Source organism: Cohnella zeiphila, from assembly GCF_014212055.1.
GTDB classification, from domain to species: Bacteria; Bacillota; Bacilli; order Paenibacillales; family Paenibacillaceae; genus Cohnella; species Cohnella zeiphila.
Genome location: NZ_JACJVO010000035.1, coordinates 33,135 through 51,902, shown reverse-complemented (window position 1 = coordinate 51,902; position 18,768 = coordinate 33,135). Strand labels below are relative to the sequence as shown.

11 protein-coding genes and 1 riboswitch are annotated in these 18,768 nt (G+C 59.1%); of the genes, 4 read left to right on the top strand and 7 right to left on the bottom strand.

All coding sequences use genetic code 11. The features are described 5' to 3' along the window. Positions 1-15: 15 nt before the first annotated feature. From H7C18_RS27405 to H7C18_RS27395, 3 genes are read right to left on the bottom strand one after another with little or no spacing between them, the layout of a single operon-like run. Positions 16-1,107, bottom strand: coding sequence for an endospore germination permease (locus H7C18_RS27405; RefSeq protein WP_185132321.1), 1,092 nt, complete (start codon positions 1,105-1,107; stop codon positions 16-18). 42 nt (positions 1,108-1,149) lie between these two features. Beyond that, positions 1,150-2,301 carry a Ger(x)C family spore germination protein gene (locus H7C18_RS27400; RefSeq protein ID WP_185132320.1) on the bottom strand — a complete coding sequence of 384 codons (1,152 nt, stop codon included), beginning with the start codon at positions 2,299-2,301 and terminating at the stop codon, positions 1,150-1,152. Beyond that, the gene (locus H7C18_RS27395; protein WP_185132319.1) at positions 2,298-3,833 is read right to left on the bottom strand and encodes a spore germination protein; all 1,536 of its coding nucleotides are present in this window, start codon (positions 3,831-3,833) and stop codon (positions 2,298-2,300) included. Before H7C18_RS27395 ends, H7C18_RS27400 begins: the two co-directional genes overlap by 4 nt. A gap of 197 nt (positions 3,834-4,030) precedes the next feature. Here H7C18_RS27395 and H7C18_RS27390 point away from each other — a divergent pair, with 197 nt between their 5' ends. Then, complete coding sequence (locus tag H7C18_RS27390) at positions 4,031-5,578, top strand: malate:quinone oxidoreductase (protein ID WP_185132349.1); 1,548 nt, start codon at positions 4,031-4,033, stop codon at positions 5,576-5,578. 80 nt (positions 5,579-5,658) lie between these two features. Here H7C18_RS27390 and H7C18_RS27385 read toward each other — a convergent pair whose 3' ends face one another. Genes H7C18_RS27385 through H7C18_RS27370 form a run of 4 tightly spaced genes read right to left on the bottom strand, consistent with a single transcriptional unit; the run spans position 5,659 to position 12,406 of the window. Further along, positions 5,659-7,410, bottom strand: coding sequence for an allophanate hydrolase (locus H7C18_RS27385; protein WP_185132318.1), 1,752 nt, complete (start codon positions 7,408-7,410; stop codon positions 5,659-5,661). Further along, the gene (uca, locus tag H7C18_RS27380; RefSeq protein WP_185132317.1) at positions 7,410-11,024 is read right to left on the bottom strand and encodes an urea carboxylase; all 3,615 of its coding nucleotides are present in this window, start codon (positions 11,022-11,024) and stop codon (positions 7,410-7,412) included. The genes H7C18_RS27385 and uca overlap by 1 nt, the downstream gene beginning before the upstream one ends. After that, the gene (locus tag H7C18_RS27375) at positions 11,017-11,682 is read right to left on the bottom strand and encodes an urea amidolyase associated protein UAAP2 (RefSeq protein WP_185132316.1); all 666 of its coding nucleotides are present in this window, start codon (positions 11,680-11,682) and stop codon (positions 11,017-11,019) included. The genes uca and H7C18_RS27375 overlap by 8 nt, the downstream gene beginning before the upstream one ends. A gap of 1 nt (position 11,683) precedes the next feature. Continuing rightward, on the bottom strand, positions 11,684-12,406 hold the full coding sequence (locus H7C18_RS27370) for an urea amidolyase associated protein UAAP1 (RefSeq protein ID WP_185132315.1): 723 nt from the start codon (positions 12,404-12,406) through the stop codon (positions 11,684-11,686). 71 nt (positions 12,407-12,477) lie between these two features. Further along, a riboswitch (guanidine-I (ykkC/yxkD leader) is annotated at positions 12,478-12,582 on the bottom strand. A 165-nt stretch (positions 12,583-12,747) separates the two neighbouring features. On the opposite strand from H7C18_RS27370, the gene H7C18_RS27365 reads away from it, so the two are divergent. The 3 genes from H7C18_RS27365 to H7C18_RS27355 all read left to right on the top strand — a co-directional run bounded on the left by H7C18_RS27365 (position 12,748) and on the right by H7C18_RS27355 (position 18,723). After that, complete coding sequence (locus H7C18_RS27365; protein ID WP_185132314.1) at positions 12,748-14,082, top strand: APC family permease; 1,335 nt, start codon at positions 12,748-12,750, stop codon at positions 14,080-14,082. Positions 14,083-14,206: 124 nt separating this feature from the next. Continuing rightward, positions 14,207-16,237 carry a glycoside hydrolase family 2 protein gene (locus H7C18_RS27360; RefSeq protein ID WP_202887536.1) on the top strand — a complete coding sequence of 677 codons (2,031 nt, stop codon included), beginning with the start codon at positions 14,207-14,209 and terminating at the stop codon, positions 16,235-16,237. Positions 16,238-16,359: 122 nt separating this feature from the next. Beyond that, on the top strand, positions 16,360-18,723 hold the full coding sequence (locus H7C18_RS27355; protein WP_185132313.1) for an AraC family transcriptional regulator: 2,364 nt from the start codon (positions 16,360-16,362) through the stop codon (positions 18,721-18,723). The last annotated feature ends 45 nt before the right edge of the window (positions 18,724-18,768 follow it).

Genomic DNA, 18,768 nt, shown 5'->3' with positions numbered 1-18,768 from the left:
GTCATCTGTGTATGGTTAAAGGCGACGAGCCTCCCGGCGTTTGGAGATCGCTGTCGCGAGCAAGAGCAGCATGGGGATGGCGATGCCGCACAAGGGAATGACAATCAATCTCCACAATTTCTGCAGCATTTCAATCGCCGTTTCGTTCGGAATCGCCACTGCGATCGCCACGATGAGAGGCGCGCTGAACCAGACGACCTTGCGCCAGTTTTTCAAGCCGAGACAATTGGCCATTTCGAAGCTGGTGAGGAACAGGTAGAACGATATTTTGGCGCAAACGCCGAACACCCAGATGAACAGAACGAAGATGTCCACGTTCTGGATGAAATCGAGAATGTTGATCGACCTTACAAGCGTGAAATACGGGAATCTCATCTTGGCCGATACGTTCGGTCCGAAGACAAACAGCACCATGATCGTCGAGACGAGCACGATTCCGACGATGGTTATGATGCTCGTCATGGATCGCAAAAGCGCCTTGTCCGAACGCTGCACCATCGACACGATGACGAGCAGCAGGAACGACTCGCCAAAAAAAGAGGCGGGAGGGTAAGCAGCCTTGAGAATGTTTTTCCAGCCCGTATCGGCGATGACTGGAAAAAGATTCGACAAGTTCACATTTCCGATGTTAAGCAAGAAGCTGAGGATCAACGTGATCAGCGTGAGGGGGCCGGCGATCTCGCAAAATCGGGCGATGCCGTTCATGCCTATAGCACCCGTCATTACCGTCATCATGGCTGCCATCAGGAACATGATGACCCACAGAGGCGTACGGTCGAGGAGGATCAAATGAACGAAATCGGCGAACGTGCGCAGGACATCTCCCGCCAGGATATACCAGGAGGCCAAATAAGGAAGGACAAGCAGGCCGCCTACCCATTTGCCGAGCAGCTTGCGGCTGAACACGGCCAGGCTTTGCCCTGGATGCTGCAAGCTTAGGCAAACGACCAGAAAGGTAATGGCGGCTCCGATCATCCCCGCGACCAGCATGGAAATCCATGCATCCTGCCGCGATACTTCAATAGCAGGCGAAATTCGGAGCCATACGGCCATGACGACTTCGACCGTAAACAAGATCCAGAAAAGCTGGGTGCCGGTTATTTTCACGGTGATCTCTCCTGATCGGACTTCCTGTTTTCGCGGCTTCTCTTAGATGAACCGCTTCATGGCTGAATTGCTCTGCCCGGGATCCTTCACATGCAGGGTAACTTGAACCGATACCGGAAGTTTGGAAAAGCTTTGGTCCCAATCTCTCTTCAACGTCTTCCATCGCTGAGGATAACGGCGATGGATGTGATCGCCGAACCCGAACACGTCCGTTTTGTATTGGTGCTGGACCTGATCGATCAATTGCTCCACCTTTTGGCGGGTTGAATCGGAGAGCTTCTGTTCAATGATCCGCCGATCGGGGCCTTTGGACGGATCCAAGTTTGAGTTGTTCTCGATAACGGAGCCCCCCCCGGACAAACGAACTTCGATGGCCGGCTTGCCGCTATCCGTCAGAATAACGCGGATGCGGCTTTTCAAGCTTCCCAATCTTATGGTTGCGAGCCCGCCGTCGCGGTCGACAACCGAGGTAACGGAGATCGTCGATTGTCTGCCGATCATCCAGTAAGCGAGAAACGATTGCTCCGCGTTCAAAAACCCCTTCAATTTCAAGTCGGCCGTGTTGTCGAGCATAGCCGCGCCCACGCAGGCAAATTCATTCTTACCGACGATATGGAAGGCCGGCACCAGCGGAGTCATGCCTTCGTTCAACGCATCGGATAGAAAATGCCGATAGAAATACGGAGTCGAACCTACCGACGACTGGACGCGGAGAATCGCCAGGCCCGAGAAGGGATCGAACTTCGGCTTGATGTTCAGCAGATCTTTCGCCGTTCCGTCCTTTACGACGGCTACCGTAGAACGTATTTCCGACTTCGGATTGCGTACGAACATGTCGAGCATATCTCCGACTCCGCGCTGGGCCATGCTCTGTCCAAAGATAATCGCCTGGCGATGCTCGTAGAATAAGCTGCGGGACAACTTTCCTTGCATGGTGCGGCCCGCATCCATCACATTTTTGCCCATGGCGCTCACGACGAGAAAGCTTTTGCCGATGCTGCTCTGATTCTGCTGGACGTCGATTGCCGAAGGAACCGCGATTTGAGAGCTGATCTCGATCCGTCCGTCCGGCGCGGCGTCCATTCCCGCGGCGGTAATGAAAGCAAGTTCGTCCGGTTCCGTCAGGTTCCAGCATCCCGTCGTGCACGTTATGACGAAGAAGAGCACGATCCCCAGCTTGATGATTCGCTTCATGGCGAATCTCCCTCTCGGATGGGATTGGCCTTCATGGCACGCTTGTGCGGGAAACGGACAAAAACCTTCTTGATTCGGCCGAACATGATCGGCGTCACCGGACTCAAATAGGCCGTACCGAACGGTTTGAGATGGATCAGGTGAACGAGAATCGTGATCAAACCAAGCGCGATGCCGAATAAACCGAACATGCCGGTAAGAATCAGAAGCGGAAAGCGCAGCATTCGCAGGGGAATGCCGAACCGGTACCGCGGGATGACGAAAGAGGAGATGCCGGCGGCGGATACGACGATGACGATCGGCGCGGAGATGATGCCGGCCTGAACGGCCGCCTGTCCGATGACCAGGGCGCCGACGATGCTGACAAGCGGACCGATCTGCTTGGGCAGGCGGATGCCCGCTTCCCGCAGGCCTTCGAACATGAACTCCATGATGAAGACTTCGATGACCGTCGGAAACGGCGACTTTTCCCGAAGAGCGGAGATGCTCAGCATCAGCTTGGGCGGGACCATCTCCGGATGAAAGCTGGTCAATGCAATATAGATCGATGGAAACAAGACCGAGAAGATGGCAAAAGCATATCGGATCCAACGATTCAGCGTGACGTACATAAAGCGCTCGAAGTAGTCGTCGGGCGCCTGCAGGCCATCCCAGAACGTCATGGGCACGATGAGCGCGTTCGGAGTGCCGTTCGTTAGAATGGCTACCTTGCCCTCCAGAAGTCCAGCCGCTACGGCGTCGGGGCGCTCGCTGCTCATCATTTGCGGGAACGGCGAATAATTCGTGTCCTCGATCGCCTCCTCAATATACCCCGATTCGAGCACGCCTTCGAGACGAATCCGCCGGACACGGTCGCGCACTTCCTTCAGCACAGGTTCCGCAACGCTTCCTTCGATGTAGGCGACGACGACTTCCGTATTCGTCAGCTTGCCGACGCGGTACGCTTCCAGCTTCAGCTTCGGAGTTACGATGATCCGGCGGAGCAGCGTCGTATTCGTCCGGAGCAGTTCCGTAAAGCTTTCCCTTGCGCCGCGAAGCGTCGCCTCGTTGGTGGACTCCTCGATGCTTCTCGTCTCGAAGCTCGAGACGTCCGCCAGCAGCGCCTCGTTCTCCCCGTCGGCCAGAAAAGCGGTATGTCCTCTCAAGATGAGATCTGCAATTTCGAAGACATCGGAGCTTTTCTTCACTTGAAGGATGCTCATGAGTTCGCGTCCGCACATTTCGGCGATGCTGTCGATCATGCCCAGCCCTTGCGGCAGCCCCTCGTACAGGAGCGGCTTTAAGACGGCGGATTGCAAAATATCGCTGTTGACCATGCCGTCGGTGAACATAATCAGCAGCTTCGTACGGCCTTGAACCTCAAGATCGCGAAACACGATATCCGAGCAATGCCGGAACAGATCCTGGAACGTGCGCTCGTTCTCGTCCAGGTCGAAGCTGATCGGCTGCGACGGCTCCAGATCGAAGGCGTCGGTCTCTTGAACCGGGGGTCGGTTGTCGTTCGAAGCGTTCGATTTTCCACGCCTGTTCATAAGTTGGCCGCCTTCGCTTTGGATTGATTCCCATAATATGCCCTATAAAAGCACGGTTTAAGCACGAGGCAAGACGGCCTATAACGATCGTTTATAGCGTGATCAAATATAATTATTTATCAATTTGATCGATTCGCTATGATATAATTATTCCTGACAAGCAGCGCGACGAGGTCGCGCCTTTGGTTTGCCGTTTGATGGCTTTCTTTAAATTTCAGGTTATAAGGACGGTTAACATGAGCAACGAACAAACGAAATCAGACGTGATCTTAATCGGGGCCGGAATCATGAGCGCGACATTGGGAACGATGCTCAAGCAGTTGGCGCCGGATTGGAAAATTACCGTGTTCGAGAAACTCGGCAAACCGGGAGAAGAAAGCTCGAACGAATGGAATAACGCGGGAACGGGGCATGCCGCCCTGTGCGAGCTTAACTATACGACCGAAAAATCGGACGGATCCATCGACATCAGCAAAGCGATCAACGTAAACGAACAGTTTCAGGTGTCCAGACAGTTCTGGTCTTACCTGGTAGACAGCAAGCTGATCCGCAATCCGCAGGACTTTATCGTGCCGTTGCCTCATATGAGCTACGTGCGCGGGGAAAAGAACGTATCGTTTTTGAAAAAACGGTTTGAAGCATTGTCCCATAATCCGCTGTTTCAAGGAATGGAGTATTCCGACGATCCGGCCAAACTGGCGGAATGGATTCCGCTCATGATGAAGGGCCGCTCTTCCAGCGAGCCGATCGCGGCTACCAAGATCGATTCCGGAACGGATGTCAACTTCGGCGCGCTGACGCGTATGCTGATCGAGCACCTCAAGAAGCATGACGTCGGAATCCATTACAACCACTCCGTCAAAAACATGAAACGCGCGAGCGACGGATCGTGGGAATTGAAAGTGAAAAATCTCGGCAGCGGATCCGTGGAGCGCCATACCGCGAAGTTCGTCTTTATCGGCGCGGGCGGAGGAAGCTTGCATATTCTGCAAAAATCCGGAATTCCCGAAGGCAAGCATATCGGGGGCTTTCCGGTCAGCGGGCTCTTTATGGTGTGCAACAATCCGGAGGTCGTCGAGCAGCATCACGCCAAAGTGTACGGCAAAGCTTCGGTCGGCGCTCCGCCGATGTCCGTTCCGCATCTGGACACCCGGTTCATCGACAACAAAAAATCGCTGTTGTTCGGACCGTTCGCCGGCTTCTCGCCGAAGTTCTTAAAGACAGGATCCATGTTCGACTTGATTACATCCATCAAGCCGCATAATCTTCTCACGATGATGGCGGCAGGCGTCAAAGAGATGTCGCTTACCAAGTACCTGATTCAACAGCTGATGCTGTCGAAAGAACAGCGCATGGAGGAATTGCGCGACTTCATTCCGAACGCCCGAAGCGAGGATTGGGACTTGATCGTTGCCGGCCAACGCGTGCAGGTCATCAAGGATACGGCCCAAGGCGGCAAAGGAACGCTTCAGTTCGGTACGGAGGTCGTGAGCGCCGCCGACGGCTCGATCGCCGCGCTGCTCGGCGCATCGCCGGGCGCTTCCACCGCCGTGTCCGTTATGCTTGAGATTATCAAAAGATGCTTCCCTCAGCATCTCAAAGCCTGGGAGCCCAAGCTGACGGAAATGATTCCTTCGTACGGCTTGTCCTTGCTCAAAAATCCGGAACTGATCCGGGAAATTCATACTTCGACGGCACGGTCGCTGGGTCTTAGCGAGAACGAGCCGTTGCAGGCAGCGCGCTAAATCGCAGCGTGAACGAAAAACCGTCGTCTACCGGGACGACGGTTTTTTTGTGTTCCTATTATATAGAAGAAATACGCAGCCTATTCTCGAATCGACTCCTGCTCCATCGTTAGGGCCGCACGCCATCCGCCGGCTTCGGTGATGTCGACGGCTCCTCCGCCGGCATACGCTTCGCACAAGAAGCCGGAGACGATTCGGCCGTCGTCGAGCTCGATTTTGCCGATGCCGAGCGGGGCGGGGATCGAGGCCGCGAAGGCGCCGAAGGAGGCGGCGGGCATCCGCCACAGTTCAACCGCGATGGCGGCGCCGCCTTCTGCGACCCGCACCAGACCCGGCTTGGCGGGAGAGGTCGGAAGCTTATACAGCCTGTAACGCCCGGCGGTTCGCGCTTCCGCAACGAACTCCGCGCGCAGTCCCGTCATCTGGGGTTCCAGGCCGAAATCGCGCATATGCAGCCCGCAGACCGCTACGGTAACGGATTCCGCCGCTCGTTCAAAGAACGAAGCGGCCGGGTCAAGATTCGCTTCTTCTTCCGGCACGGTGAAGAGGGTGATGCCGAAGGGCAGCCGATCGCCGGCATCGTACGAAGGGATGGCGACGGCGCTCAAGTCGAGCAGGTTGCAGTGATTCGTATACCAACCCATTTTGCTGTTCGCGGCGATCGGATCGGCTTCGACTTGCTCGCGCGTCCAGGTGCCGCCGCAGGTGGGCAGAACGAGCACGGAACCGCGCAGCATTTCCCGCGTCGACTGCCGGATGGCCGCCAGCCGATGCTGAGCCCGGAACAGAGTGGGGGCGTCGAAGTCCGGCCGGACGCCGGAACGAAGAACCGTCTCGGTCGCCGGATAGAGGGCGCCGGGATGAGCGTCGGCGAACGGTCCGAGATCGGCCCACCGCTCGGCGACGAGCGGGCCTTCGTAGAGCAGGGCGGCCGCCTCGCGCAGCAGTCCGGTGTCGACTTTCCGCACGCGGACGCCGGCATGCTCCAGCGTCTCGAGGGTCCGTTCCCATGCCGCTTCGTATTCCGCCGCGAACGGACCGTAAAATTCCGGCTTCTGCTCCGGCAGGAGCCACGTCTTCGGCAGTTCGGCGCGGCGGAGCGGACGATCCGCCGAATAGGGATCGTCGCTGGCCGGGCCGCGGACGACGCGGTCCACTTCCTTGGCGTCCGTCATCCGATAGGCGAAGACGGTGACGCAGTCGATGCTGCGGCAGGCGGGGAGCACGCCCCGCGTCGGCCAGGCGCCGACCGCCGGCTTGTAGCCGACAAGCCGGTTGAGGGCGGCGGGCACCCGTCCGGAACCGGCGGTGTCGGTGCCGAGCGCGAAAGCCGCCTGGCCCCGCGCCACGGCGACCGCCGACCCCGAGCTGGAGCCGCCGCTGATCAGCTCGGGCCGCAATGCGTTATGGGTCGCGCCGTACGGGCTGCGGGTGCCGACGAGCCCCGTCGCGAATTGATCGAGGTTGGCCTTGCCCACCGGAATGGCGCCTGCCGCCAGCAGCCGTTCCACGACTTCGGCATGAGAGCCCGGAATCCGCTCGAAGGCGGGACAGGCGGCGGTGAGCGGCCAGCCCGCAACCTCGATGTTGTCCTTGACGGCGAACGGGATGCCCCATAGCGGGCAGTCCAGCGGGTCGAGATCCGCCAGCCGAGTCAGATAGGGAACGATCCGCTCGTACGAAGGCGGAACGATCCAGATGTTCATGCCGCTGTCCCGCCGCGCCCGGTCGACGATGACCCGGACGACTTCCTCCGGGGTGAAGCTTCGGGAGCGGTAACCTTGCCGCAGCGCGTCGACGGTCATTTCGAACGGAACGGAATTCGCGGCCATCAGCTTCTCACCTCTTCCATGGCGTAGATCGCCGCGATGCAATCGCCGGCTCGAACCTGATCGCCCGTCTCGACGAAGACGGATGCGATCACGCCGTCGAACGGCGCCAGCTGGGAGAACTCCATCTTCATGCTCTCCTCGACGATCAGAACGTCGTTCTTTTTCACCGATTGGCCCGGCTGCACCAGCACCTTCCATACGCTCCCCGACATCAGGCAGTTCACGCCGACGCTTCCTTCCGGCAGATCGTCCTGCCCCTGAGAGGAGGCGGACTCCGGCTCGGATACGTATTCGGCGATGCCGAGTTCCTTCCAACGCGCGCGCTCCTCTTGGAACGCCCGCTGCTGCCGGCTCCGAAATGCAGCGGCAGGCTCCTTGATGCCGTCGAGCCAAGCCAGATAATCGCCCAGGCGGAAGGTCGTCTCCTCGATCTCGACGACGAAGTCGCCGCGCGGGAAGTCTTCCCGCATCCGGAGCAGCTCCTGTTCGGATACCGGATAGAACCGGATCTGATCGAAGAAGCGCAGCAGCCAGGGCTTGCCCGGCTCGAAGTTCGATGTGGCGCGATGCTTGTTCCACATTTGGACCGTGCGTCCGACGAATTGATAGCCGCCCGGGCCTTCCATGCCGTACACGCACAGGTAAGCGCCGCCGATGCCGACGGCATTCTCTGGCGTCCAGGTGCGCGCCGGATTGTACTTGGTCGTCACCAGCCGGTGCCGTGGATCCAGCGGGACCGCGACCGGCGCTCCCAGATATACGTCGCCGAGTCCCATGACGAGATAATTCGCGTTGAAAACGACTTCGGCCACTTCCTCAAGCGAGCCGAGACCGTTCATCCGACGGATAAACTCGAGGTTGCTCGGGCACCACGGCGCATCGGGCCGGACGTTCTGCCGATACCGTTCGATCGCAAGCCGCGTGGCGGGGTCATCCCACGACAGCGGCAGCTTCACGATGCGCGACGGAACCTCGATCGTTTCCAGTCCCGGCAGACGCAGATCCAGCTCCATGACTTTCGCCGCAGCTTCTCTGACGGTGATGAGGTCCGGCTTCAGATGAATCTGCAAGGAGCGGATGCCGGGCGTCATCTCGACGTACGGAATGCTGCCGCTTTCCTTGATCGCCTGCATAAGAACGTAAACCTGGAACCGGTACAGCAGGTTCAGCTCCCGTTCGCCGTATTCGACCAGAATGTTCTCGTCGCCCGAGCAGCGGACGGCGATCGGGAATCGGCGGCCTTCTTCCTCGTATGCGAGCAGCGGCGCGTAACGTCCGCTTGAGGATTCAGGCAGGGAGGGGAGAGGGGGATTCCCGGTCGGTAGTCCGTTCAAGAATCGTTCCTGAGCGTGCCGCAGCGCTTCCGCTTCTTCGACCGTGATCAAGACGAAACGCACCTTGTCGCCCGGATGGAGCTGGCCGATCTTCCACAGCTCCGCCGAAGCGGTCGTGACCGGGCAGACGAAGCCGCCGAGACTCGGGCCGTCCGGGCCGAGCAGGATGGGCATGTCGCCGGTCAAGTCGAGCGCGCCGACGGCATACGCGTTGTCATGGATGTTCGAGGGATGAAGCCCGGCGTCTCCTCCGTCCTCGCGTGCCCATAGCGGGGCGGGCCCGATCAGGCGGACGCCCGTTCGCGAGCTGTTGAAATGAACTTCCCAGGAAGTTGAGGTCAGCTGCTCCAGATAGGCGGGCAGCAAGTATTCCTCCGTGCAATGCGGGCCCGGGATGACGCCGATCGTCCATTCCTTCGCCGGCTCGGGACGCGACGCCGGAGCCAAGGGAGAGAGGGGGCGCGCCGGATCCGCCGGCCGGTTCACGCCCAATACGGCGCCGGTGCGAAGCGCGCCGCCCGAGTGGCCGCCGAATCCGCCTAGCGTGAAGGTCGAGGCGCTGCCGAGCGTCAACGGCATATCGAGCCCGCCGGCGACGAGCAGGTACGATCTCATGCCGGCGGCCGCCTCGCCGAACGCGAGCACCGATCCGGCCGGCGCCTGAATCGGCGCGTACATCGGAATCGGTGCTCCGTCGAGCGTTGCCCCCATGTCCGCGCCTGTCAAGCAGATCAGCATATCGTCGCGGAAGCGGTAAGAGCCGCCGCGCAACGTCATCTCCAAGCCCGGCGCGGATTCGTCGTTGCCCAGAAGGCGGTTGCCGATGCGGAAGGACAGACTGTCCATCGGTCCGGAGGGAGGGACGCCGATGTCCCAATAGCCGTTCCGGCCGGGATAATCCTGAACGGTCGTCTGCACGCCGCCGTCCAGTACCTCGATCGCATGCTCGCGCGGCGTATAGCCCTGCAGCATCGAGGTGTATACGTGCCCCTCGCGAAAAGAGGCCGTTCGCAGAAACGACTCGATGTACGATTGGTTCGTCGCAAGCCCATATACGCGAAGTTCTCCGAGAGCCGAGATCATCCGGTCGATGGCCGCTTCGCGGGTCTCGGCCCGGACAATGATCTTGGCCAGCATCGGATCGTATAGCGTCGTGACGTTCAGTCCGGGCTGAATCCATGTCTCGATGCGCACGTCGGGGAAGCGTACATCGTCGATCCGGCCGTCGCTCGGACGGAAGTCATGCACGCTGTCCTCGGCGTAAAGGCGAACCTGGAGGCTGTGTCCCGCGGACTTGCCGGCCAGATCCTCGAGTCCGCGCAGCGATCCGTCGGCCTCGCGAATCATCCACTCGACCAGGTCGATGCCGAACGCCTCTTCCGTGACCCCGTGTTCGACTTGAAGCCGCGTGTTCACCTCGAGGAAGTAATAGCGCTCCTCGTCCGGATCGTACAGAAATTCGACCGTTCCCGCGCTGCGGTAGCCGGCCGCATGGGCAAGCCGTCGCGCATGCTCGTGCATGTCGGTCCGGACGGCTTCGGGGAACAGAGGAGCCGGCGTCTCTTCGACGATTTTCTGATTCCGCCGCTGTACGGAGCAGTCGCGTTCGCCGAGCGCCACGGCCTCGCCGTACGCATTGCCGAAGATCTGCACCTCGACATGACGCGCGCGGCGGATATATCTCTCAAGGAAGACGCCGCCGTCGTTAAAGTTGGCGGCCGCGAGACGCGTGACCGAATCGAATGCCTCCCGCAGCTCGCGCTCGTCCTCGCAGATGCGCATGCCGATCCCGCCTCCGCCGGCCGTGCTCTTGAGCATGACCGGATAACCGATCTCGGCGGCAAGCCGGAGGGCTTCTTCGATCTCGCCGACAAGCCCGGTGCCCGGGAGCAGCGGGAGCCCCGCTTCCATGGCGATCGCGCGGGCCGTATGCTTGAGGCCGAACAGCTCGATCTGTTCGGGCGAAGGGCCGATGAACGCGATGCCGCGCTCCGCGCAGGCGCGGGCGAACGCCGTGTTTTCGCTGAGGAAGCCATAGCCGGGGTGGATAGCTTCGGCGCCTGTCTCCAGCGCGGTCCGCAGAATAAGCTCTGCGTTCAAATAACTGTCTTTGGCGGGGCCGTCTCCGATCCGGACCGCCTCGTCGGCGTGCGAGACGTGCAGGCTGTCGCGGTCGGCGTCGGTGAAGACCGCGACGGAGGTGATGCCCATTTTTTTGAGCGTTCGGATGATTCGGACGGCAATGGCGCCGCGGTTGGCGATCAGCACTTTATTAAACATGGGCATCTTCTCCCTTATCCCAGATGAGAACTTGAGCCGGCGTCGGGTTGTACGCATTGCAAGGGTTGTTGAGCTGCGGGCAGTTGCTGATCAGCGCCGTGACCGGCTCAAGCGCGTGCAGCTCCACGTAACGGCCGGGACCGGAGACGCCGTCGGCGAATTCCAGACCGCCCTCGGGCGTCACCGGAACGTTCATGAAGAAGTTCACGTTCGGCGCAAGGTCGCGCTTGCCGTATTCGCTTCGCTGCGACAGCATTTTCATGAAGGTGTCCCGGCAATTGTGCATCGGCAGCTTCTCGTGCGCGTAGCGGACCGTATTGCTCTGGGCCGAGCAGGCGCCGCCGATGGTGTCGTGCCGGCCGCAGGTGTCGGCCGTGATCTTCAGCATCGGGCGTCCGGATTCCGACACGAGGACGGAGCCGGTCGTCAGGTACAAATTGCGCTGACCGGTAATCGTCCGGATCGCGCTGTAGCGATCGCCCGGGTCGTCCGTCAAGTAGAACAGCGTATCGACGGCCTGGTTGCCCTCCAGATCCACAATCCGAAGCGTCTGACCGGGCAGCAGGTCGTAGATCCAGCCGTCTCCCGCCGGAATGACGCGAGAGTAGACGGCGTCTTCCTCGCGAAGCTGGCTCGTTGCGTTCCGATATTCGCTCATCTCAGTAAGCCCCCTTCAGCAGCATCTTTGCGTTCCATGTATTCTCGAAGGCCCGGCGGTTCTCGCCGCACCGCGTCAAGCATGGGTCGTCTTCCCGGACCGGCATCGCATCCTCGATCCGCAGCTCGATCGCGGCGTCGGGATAGACCCCGGAAGGATCGAGCGGGTTCGGAGTATTCGAGAGGACGATCAGCAAGCTCATCTCCGTGCGCAGCGTCACCGATCGGCCCGCCGCGGGCTGGGGCACGTACCGCATCGTGCCGTCGGCCTCGCATGCGACTTGGGAGAAGAAGTTCACCGGCGGCGCCAGATCGCGAACGCCGAGGCCATGGCGGAACAGCTCGACCGTCAGATTTTCTTCCCCGCTTCTCAGCCATTCGTTGCGGTTCGTCTGGTAGGACGTATGCCCGTACCTGTCGTCCGTGCCCTGTCTTGTGGAGTAGCCGGACAGCGGGTCGTGCCAGCCGACCTCATCCTCGACGATCGAGACCATGGCTTTGCCCTGGTCGCTCATCAGAATGTGGCCCGCGGTCAGGCGGGCGGTATGCTGGGCCTTCAGCGTGTCCGGCATATTGTAGCGTTCGGACGGATGCGCGGCGTTGAAGAACAAACCGGACAGATTGGCTCGGTCTCCATGCGCGGTCATGCGGATCGTTTTCCCGCTTCCGACGCAGGCCGACCATTTGTGGCCCGGGCCTAGCGTGATGGCATACAGTTTCGACATGGGAAATCCTCCTCGAAGAAAAAATAAAAAAGCCCTGGAAGAATCGTCAAAAAGAAAATCTTTCTGAACGGTTCTCCCGGGCTTTTATCCCGCCGTGTACATCGGTTCGCGGACCGATGCGTTTTCTCTCGGTCCAGGCGATTGCGGGGCAATCCGGAACCCTAGAAAACATTTGGTTATGAAGTTTTGTTATGTCATGAATGTTAACACCAAATTTAGAGATTGGCAATACGGAAGAAAAAAAATAAATTTCTCACTTGATTTTTAAGAATTTCCGCCTTAATAATGTGAAGTATTATCACGCCGATTCCGTTGGGGAGTTGACGAGGGGGACAATTGCGATGATCAAACCCGTTAGTCTGAAACGAAACCTGTCATTGTACCATGTCGTAGCCATGGGGCTAGCCTGGATGTCGCCGATGATCTTTTTTACGAGCTTCGGAGTGCTGAGCGAAGGGGCCCATGGCATGCTGCTCGCCGCTTACGTCCTGGCATTCGTCGCCATCCTGTTTACGGCGGGGAGCTACGGCGAGATGTCGAAGGCTTATCCGGAATCCGGGTCCGCCTATACGTACGTATCCAGGTCGATGCATCCGTTCCTCGGCTTCGTCGTCGGCTGGGCCATTCTGCTCGATTATTTGTTCTCCTGCATCATCGCCGTTCTGATGTTCGGCATCAACCTTCACGCCCAATTTCCGTCCGTTCCTTCGGCCTTCTGGATCGTATTGATCACGCTGATCGTGATGATCGTCAACATTATCGGCATCAAGACGTCCGCCAACGTCAACCGGATCTTCGTGCTCCTGCAAATCTTCTTTATCGCCGGATTTTGCGCCCTTCTCGTCTACAAAGCGGTGCAGGGCGGCTTGAGCGCGGGCTTCAACCCGTTCGGCGGCGCGGACGGCGTTACCGTCTCCGAGCTGCTGGCCGGAGCATCGCTCGTTTGTTTCTCTTTCCTCGGATTCGATTCCGTGACGACGATGGCCGAGGAGACGAAGGACCCCCGCCGAACGATTCCCCGGGCGATCATGATCATCGTCGCCGTCGCGGCGCTGCTATACTTCGCCACCGCCTACTTGATTCAACAGATGTACCCGGGCTACTCTTTCAAAAACATCGATTCGGCGGGCTTCGAGCTCATGGGAACGATCGGCGGCAGCGCTTTGGCCTCCATCTTCACCTTCGTCATCATCTTCTCGATTCTCTCCCAATCCATGTCCTCGATGACCACCGTTTCCCGCATGATGTTCGTGATGGGCCGGTCCCATATCCTTCCGGCCGGAAGTTTCGGCTCGGTGCATTCCCGGTTTCGCACGCCGGTCTTCAACATCGTCCTCGCCAGCGTCGTCTCGCTGTTCGCTCTTTTTATCCATCTGGATACGGCGATCAAATTCGTGAACTTCGGCGCCTTGACCGCGTTTCTGTTCGTGAATCTGTCCGTCGTCTTCCACTACATCGTGAGGGAGAGAAGGCGCTCCGCCGGCGACTGGATTTTCCGGTTCGGCTGCCCGTTGATCGGGGCCGGATTCGTCTTTTACCTGATTACCCGGCTGGATCTGGCATCCTTGATGCTGGGCGCGGGATGGCTGGCGTTCGGCCTCGTCTATTACGGGATCGCCAAGCTTGCAAGAGGGGGAAGAGAAGTCGCATTCGTCCATGTGGAGGAAGCACAATAGAGGACGAAGCCAACTTAGCCCGATGATGTGGCTGGACAGCCGGATATTACGTTCGCTACCGCGAAGAGAGGATTATACTGGGAGGTGAAAATAAAGAACCGACGAAGGAGAGGTGCAAGTTGCAATGAAGTTGTCACGTGCGAAAGCGCTAGTCGTCCCGCTGCTGGCCTGCATGATCGGATGGCCGGCAGCCGCCTCGGCGGAACCTTCTTCAACCGGAATTTTGGAAGCGGATTCTTTCGCCAAGGAACCGATGGACACCGTCGTCAAGCCGATTGACGGCATCAATGTGGTCTATCAATACGGCAAGCCGGTGCCCGCGTTCGATACGTGGGATTCTCCGGAAGCGGCCAGAGACTACCTGTCGTTGGACGGAATGTGGAAATTCGCCTTCGACCCGCAAGACCAAGGACTGGCCGACGGTTGGCAGGAGCAGAATTTCGACGATTCCTCCTGGGCTTCGGAGAAGGTGCCCGGCAGCTGGGATTTGTACGATACGCCGGGCTTCGGCACCTATGACGGCAGCCGGTTCGGAGAAGGGAGCGCGTTCCGGGACGGGTACGCCTGGTATCGAACGCACCTCAAGCCGGATGCCAATTGGAAAAATCGGTTCGTGAAATTGAACTTTCTCGGCGCCGGCTACAAGACCTGGGTGTACGTGAACGGGGAATTCGTCGGGGCCCATGAAGGAGGCAATACGCCGTTCTCGCTCGATGTCGGGGATCGGCTGCAGCCGGGCAAAGACAACGTGATCGCGGTGAGAGTCTATCGGCGACCTTCCTTCGATACCTATACGGGGCCGAATCCGAAGCCGATCCGATCCCAGACGGAGCTGCCGCCCGGTCCGGTCGACTACTGGCCATATGCCGGGATCACGCGCAGCGTCTACCTGGAAGCTTCCTCGCAGGTTACGGTCAGCAAGCTGTTAACCGTGGCGAAGGATCACCGGCTTCGGCTGGCGGCCGTCCTTTACAATCACGGCGAGAAGGAAGAATCGAGGCTCGTCGCGGCGGACCCGGGCGAGGGAACCGGAGGCGGCATTCAGAACCGGGAAGTCACGATTGGGCCCGGCGAAGCGAAGGTCGTCTCGTTCGATCTTCCGATCCCGGAAGCCCAGCCCTGGGATACGGCGACTCCGAATGTGTACGAAGCGTCCGTCGCTTTGTACAAGGGCAATGGAGAAGGTCAGCTTCAGAACGGACACGGCTCCGTCGACGACCGGCTGTCGGTCCGGTACGGCATGCGCACCATCGAGGCGGCGAACGGAAAGCTGATGCTGAACGGAAGGCAAATTTTCCTGAAGGGCGTCAATTGGCATGAGGAGACGGCGGCGAGCGGCCGGTCCATGACCAAGGAGGAGTACGACGCCGAGCTCGGCCTGGTGACCGATCTGAAGGCGAACTTCATCCGCAACAGCGTATACAACCGCCATCCCTACGTCTACGAATATGCCGATAAGCATGGCTTGCTCGTGATGGACGATCTCGACAACATGTGGGTCGATACGGCAAGCATTCAAACCCAGACCGAAACGTACGGTCTTTCCCGGGCGCTTGCCCTGACCATGGCCTGGAATCAGGCGAACGATCCTTCCGTGATCCTGTGGTCGCTGCAGAACGAATCGACGATCGGCTCGGATCCGACCGCGTACCGGAATTGGCTGGCGGACATGAAGCAGGCGGTGAAGAGCGTCGACCTGCAGAACCGGCCGGTCACATGGGCGTCCAGCAGCAGCTGGGATCCGGCGTTCGACCTTGCCGACGTGATCGGGTTCAACGAGTACTTCGGCTATTTTTACATGAAAGACAGCGATCTGGGGCCGACGCTCGATGCCGTTCACCGGCAGTATCCGGACAAGCCGATATTGATTACCGAGAACGGCACCTGGTCCATCTACGGCACCCACGGTTCCGCGGACACGGCCGGCACCGAGGAATGGCAGGCGAACAAGTTCAAGCTTCACTGGGACCAGGCGGTCGCCCGGAAGGACTTCATGGCGGGATACACGTTCTGGAACTTGAAAGATTACAAGGAACGCGATAATTACAACCAGTCGCTGAACGGCATTTCGGGTATGGGGCTAGTGACCTTCGACAATGAGGCTCGCCGTTTGGTCTATTACGATTTCCGCGATGCCGTCAATCCGAATCCTTGAGAAACTCCTTGCGCACCCCTTCGGGGTGCGTTTTTTCGTATGATTCGCAATTTTTATAACTTGACGATGAACCTAAATGCTTTAAGATATTCAAAAAAGGAGAATGAGGGGGAGCCTTTCGCATGGGCATGATCCGAGCGCTCGGCAGCCGGAAATACTTGCGGCGAATCCTGATTTATTTCAACTTGTCGGCCGCCTCCGTGCTGATCATCTTTTCGTTCTCCTACTACTTTTTCACCAAGGATATCGTGTTGAAGACGCAGCAGGACGCCAACGAGAAAGTGCTGACGCAGATCAAGTACAACATCAACTATTTGAACGAGATCGTTCAAAATATCGCGATCATGATGAGCTTCGACAAGAGCATGGTCTATCTGATGAACGCAAGAGAGCCGGACCCGTTCACGAAGTTCCAGACGCTGCGGACGCTGGACACCGTAGCCGATTCCACGTCGTTCGTCGATTCCATCGCCGTCTACAGCGGCGCGGCCGAACAATTGTATGTAAGCGGTTCAGGAAAATGGTCGCGGGACCACATGGACGAACTGCGCAAGATGACGCTGGAACAGCTGCGGCAATTCGCTCCGTCGCCCAGCGGCAGGCTCGTTCCGATGAAGAGGGACGAAGGCAGTTCGAACGTGGATCTGTTCTCTTACTTCGTGCTGGACAGCCATCCGTCGGGCGACGCCCTCCCGAACGCCGTGATCGTGAACGTCAGGCCGCAATGGATCTTCGACAACATCTCCAATCTGAACGAGCTGGCCGATCCGCGGGACGGCATTCTCGTCCTGGATCAGAACGGACGGCTGCTGGCCTATCATGACGGGAAGAACGGCGGAACGGAGGAGGCCGATATCGAGACGGTCAAGCGGATCCCCCGAGACCGTCCCGGCGAATCCGGGCAGTGGTCGATCCTCAGCGAAGACGGACGCAAGTTTTATGTCTCCGAGATGAGCATCGGCCTGAACGATTGGCGGCTGGTCAGCCTTCTCTCTTACGAGAAAGTCATGGGCCGGGTGGAATCGTTCCGGAATATTTCGTTTCTCTTGATCGCCGTCTCGCTCGCCGTCTCCATCGTTCTCTCCGTCGCGGCCGGGAACCGGCTGTACCGGCCGGTCGGCAAGCTGACGGAGCTGTTCCGGCGCCACTCCGCCCATCGGGAGCAGGAGCCGCCGAGTACCAGGGACGAAATGAGCTATATCACCGGCGTCTACCGGCATACGCTCAGCGAGCTCGAGTCGGCCAACCGGGAGGAGAAAAGAAACCAGCGAATCGTCGGCGATTACCGCCTTAGGCGATGGATAACCGACAGCGGTTCCATGACGGAGGCGGAGCGGAAGGAGTGCGCGGACGCGCATCCCGAGCTCTTCCCCGGAGAAGATGAGAGCCCGCAATGGAAGCTGGCCGTTCTGGTTCCCGACTTGCCGACGGCGACTCCGTCCGTTCAGGAGGACCTTTATCGGTTCGCGGTGTGCAATATCGCGGAAGAGACGCTCTCCCGGACGTATTCCGCGAGAGTGCTGGATATGAAGAACGAGTTTATCGTCGCGGTCGTTCGGCTGCCGGAAGGCAAGGAGGATCCCGAAGAGCTGAAGGCGCTGCTGAAGGAAGCCGTCGACACGTGCGGCCGCTATTACCGCAGGACGTTCTCCGTGTCGGTCAGCCATCCCGTGTCGGATGACAAAGCCGTCAGCGAAGCCTATCATTTGACGGTTCAGCAATTGATGTATCGCCTGCTGTACGGTCGCGGTTCGGTCATCTTCCCCGAGGATGTCGCGGCCAATATGGACCGCCAGGATGCCGCGATCCCGCCGGAATGGGAGAAGAAGCTGGGCGAAGCGATCCGCTCGAGAGAGAGCAAGGCGATCCGCGCCGCGCTGGACAAGTGGTTCGCGGCGATCTCTGCCTTCCCGTACGACGAGATGACGTTCGCGGTTCAGCAGCTCGTGCTTGTCATCAAGCCGCTGCTGCGGGAGCCTGCCTTTCAAGATCAGGTTCATCCGGTCGAGATGCAGACGCTTGGCGCCAAGGTGATCCGGTCCGATACGCTCGCGGAGATGAGGGAGAAGATCGAACAGTTCCTGGAGCAGCTCTGCCAGTCCGAGCCGCTCCCGCAGAAGGAAGACAAGAACCGGATGATCGTCGACGCGATCAAGGAATTCGTGGAGAAGAACGCGCTCGACGTCAATCTGAGCCTGCAGAACATCGCATCCAACTTCAAGATGTCGACGGCCTACGTCGGCCGCATTTTCAAGCAGTACGAGAAGATGTCGGTCGGAGACTACATTAACGGGCACCGGCTGGAGAAAGCGCGGGAGATGCTGCTGGGCAGCGACTTCAGCGTCAAGGAGATCGCCGACTATCTCGGCTTCAACAACTCGAGCTATTTTATCACCTTGTTCAAAAAAAGGTTCGGCGTCACGCCCAAGGATTACCGTTTCCATCGGACGATCGGCGCCGAAGCGCGGGCCGGAACGCAAAATTGAGACGATGTTCGAATTTTGGGATGCGCATCGCGACATTGTCTCCGA